Here is a 3,373-nt window from a genome sequence, read left to right on the forward strand (position 1 = left end):
ATTGATGAGCACAAGGCGCTGCAAGCCGAGCTTGGCATGGGCGTGGGCCAAGGCCGCAACAGTGGCCGCGCCAACACCCAGATGCAGCAGGGCCGGCAAGGCCAGCAGGGGCAAATGAACACCAACGGGCGCGGCGGCAAGGGCGGCCAGGCCGGTGGCGGGCGCGGGCGCAGCCAGTTCACCCAACAGCAGCAACCCGGCATGATGGGCCAAGGTATGGCCGGTCAGCAACCCGGTGCGATGGGCCAAGGCATGGCCGGTCAGCAACCCGGTGCGATGGGCCAAGGCATGGCCGGTCAGCAACCCGGCGCGATGGGCCAAGGCATGGCCGGTCAGCAACCCGGCGCGATGGGCCAAGGCATGGCCGGTCAACAGCCCGGCGCGATGGGCCAAGGCATGGCCGGTCAACAGCCCGGCGCGATGGGCCAAGGCATGGCCCAGCAACCAGGCGTGATGGGCCAGCAGCAACCCGGTGCGCGGGGGCAAGGCCGCGGCGCGGGACGCGCCAACCTTACCGACCTTTCCACGATCGGCAGCGCGCAAGAAATCCTGATGTTCGACGCCGACTTTAACGGCACCATCACGATGGAAGAGTTCCTGAACGGCACCTCGGCGTGGTTCGCGATGCGCGACCGCAACGTTGACGGCGTAATCACCTCGGCTGACTTCGGGAATGGCCGCTTCTGAAACCGGATCTGAAAATGACCTAGGGCGGCGCTTCGGCGCCGCCCTTTTCAATTGTGCCGCCCGCTATCAGCCATCAAGGCGCAGGCGCGCGTTGGCGGGGTCGTGCGGGCTGTCTTCAACCACCACCGCATCCCATTCTTCGCGCAGCATCCGAACCTTGAGCCGGGTTCCGACCGCCGCCAGATCGGGGCTCACATAGCCCATGCCGATCTGCTTGCCAAAGGCCACCGACCAGCCGCCCGAGGTCAGGCGCCCAACCTTTTCGCCATCAAGCAGCAGCGCCTCTTTGCCCCAAGGGTCGGTGTCCGCAGGCCCGTCGATCAGCAATGTCACGCAGGCCGACCGGATGCCCGTGGCCAGCATCGCCTCTTTGCCGTGAAACTCTTTGCCCAGATCGACAAAACGGTCGAGCCCGGCCTCCAGCGGCGTTGCATCGCGCCCAAGCTCGTTGCCAAAGGCGCGGTAGCTTTTTTCCTGCCGCAACCAGTTTTGAGCGCGCGCGCCCACCGGTTTCAGCCCGTGTTTTTCGCCCACCGACCAGATCAGATCCCAAAGATAGCGGCCCATTTCTATGGGATGGTGCAATTCCCAGCCAAGCTCGCCGGTATAGGCCACGCGCACCGCCCGCACCGGGCACATGCCCAGCTCGATCTGGCGCATGCTCAGCCACGGGAACCGCTTGTTGCCCAGCGCCGTTTCGGGCTCGGCGTCGCGCACCAGATCGCGCAGCAAGGCGCGGCTGTTCGGCCCGGCCAACGCAAACACCCCCCACTGGGTTGTCACATCATGGCAATCGACCCAATCGCCGCCTGCGGCGCGGAAATCTTCGATCGCCTTGATCAGATAGTCGCCGTCATAGGCCGTCCACGCCCCGGCAGAAATCAGGTAATAGGAATCCTCGGCAAGCCGCACGATGGTATATTCGGTGCGCGTCGTACCCGCCGCGGTCAGCGCATAGGTCAGGTTGATCCGCCCCACCTTGGGCAACTTGTTGGTGGTGAAACGGTCCAGAAACGCCGTGGCCCCCGGCCCTCGCACAAGGTGCTTGGTAAAGGCCGAGGCATCAATGATGCCGCAAGCCTCGCGCACCGCGCGCGCCTCGGCCTCGGCATATGGCCACCATGTGCCGCGCCGGAAACTGCGCCCGGCATGGTCGAAATCGGCGGGTGCATCCTTTGGGCCAAAGTAGTTTGGCCGCTCCCACCCGTTCACCTGCCCCATCTGCGCGCCCAGCGCGATCTGGCGGTCATAGGCGGGGGCGGTGCGCAAGGGCCGGCAAGCTTCGCGCTCTTCGTCGGGGTGGTGCAGGATGAAGACATGCTCGTAGCATTCCTCGTTCTTGCGCGCCGCGTATTCGGTGGTCATCCAATCGCCGTAGCGCTTGGGGTCTAGGCTGGCCATGTCGATTTCGGCCTCGCCTTCGGTCATCATCTGCGCAAGGTAATAGCCGGTGCCGCCCGCCGCGGTGATGCCAAAGCTGAACCCTTCAGCCAACCACATGTTGCGCAGGCCCGGCGCCGGGCCGACCAGCGGGTTGCCGTCGGGTGTGTAGCAGATCGGGCCGTTGAAATCGTCCTTCAGCCCGACATTTTCCGAGGTGGGAATGCGGTGGATCATGCTCATGTATTCTTCCTCGATCCGCTCCAGATCGAGCGGAAAGAGGTCGGCGCGGAAGCTATCGGGCACACCATAGAGGAGCCGCGCCGGCGCGCCCTTTTCGTACGGGCCAAGTATCCAGCCGCCGCGCTCTTCGCGCACATACCATTTGGCATCGGCATCGCGCAGCACCGGATGTTCGGGGTTGCCCGCCGCGCGCCACGCCTGCAACGCAGGGTCCGGCTCGGTGACGATGAACTGATGCTCCACCACAATCGCCGGGGTCTTTAGGCCCAATAGCCGCGCGGTGCGCGGCGCGTGGTTGCCTGTGGCGGTAACAACATGCTCGGCGTGGATTTCAAAAGTGTCGGCAGTTTCAACCAGATTGCCACCCTTTTCCGCCATGTGGCACAGCGTGACGATCCATTCCGACCCGGTCCACCGATAGCCCTGCACCTGCACCTTGCGCATGATTTCGGCACCATGCTGGCGCGCGCCCTTGGCCATGGCCTGCGTCACATCAGCGGGGTTGATATAGCCGTCTTGCGGGTGAAACAGCGCGCCTTTCAGATCTTCGGTGCGCACTAGGGGCCAACGCTCCTTGATCTCTTTGGGCGTCAGAAACTCGTGATAGACCCCCGCGGTTTCCGCCACACTCGAATAGAGCATGTATTCGTCCATCCGCGCTTGGTGCTGGGCCATGCGCAAATTGCCCACCACCGCAAAACCCGCGTTCAGCCCGGTTTCAGCCTCTAGGCTTTTGTAGAAATCGACCGAATATTTGTGAATGTGGGTCGTGGCGTAGCCCATATTGAACAAGGGCAGCAACCCCGCCGCGTGCCACGTGGACCCCGAGGTCAGCTCGTCCCGCTCGACCAAAAGCGTATCCCACCCGGCTTTTGCCAGATGGTAGGCAATGCCACAGCCAACGGCACCGCCGCCGACAACCAAGGCTTTGACATGCGTCTTCATCGACCGACTCCCGCAACAGGCTGTTTTGACAGTGATGCCAGAGCGCCACGAAGAGGGCTAGGTTTGCCCGACACTTGAAGGCGGGAAAGCGACATTGCGGCATTGCGGCGCGGGGGGC

General features: G+C 64.0%; 1 protein-coding gene and 1 pseudogene. One reads left to right on the forward strand and one right to left on the reverse strand.

The window, feature by feature from the left end:
- Window positions 1–687 (forward strand): annotated as a pseudogene (locus ABY403_RS14760) (hypothetical protein); the annotation flags it as partial.
- 66 nt (window positions 688–753) lie between these two features.
- Here ABY403_RS14760 and ABY403_RS14765 read toward each other — a convergent pair.
- The gene (locus ABY403_RS14765; protein ID WP_372841582.1) at window positions 754–3,255 is read right to left on the reverse strand and encodes an FAD-dependent oxidoreductase; all 2,502 of its coding nucleotides are present in this window, start codon (window positions 3,253–3,255) and stop codon (window positions 754–756) included.
- Window positions 3,256–3,373 lie beyond the last annotated feature (118 nt).

This window comes from Phaeovulum sp. (assembly GCF_041596715.1).
In the GTDB taxonomy this organism is placed as follows: Bacteria; Pseudomonadota; Alphaproteobacteria; order Rhodobacterales; family Rhodobacteraceae; genus UBA6213.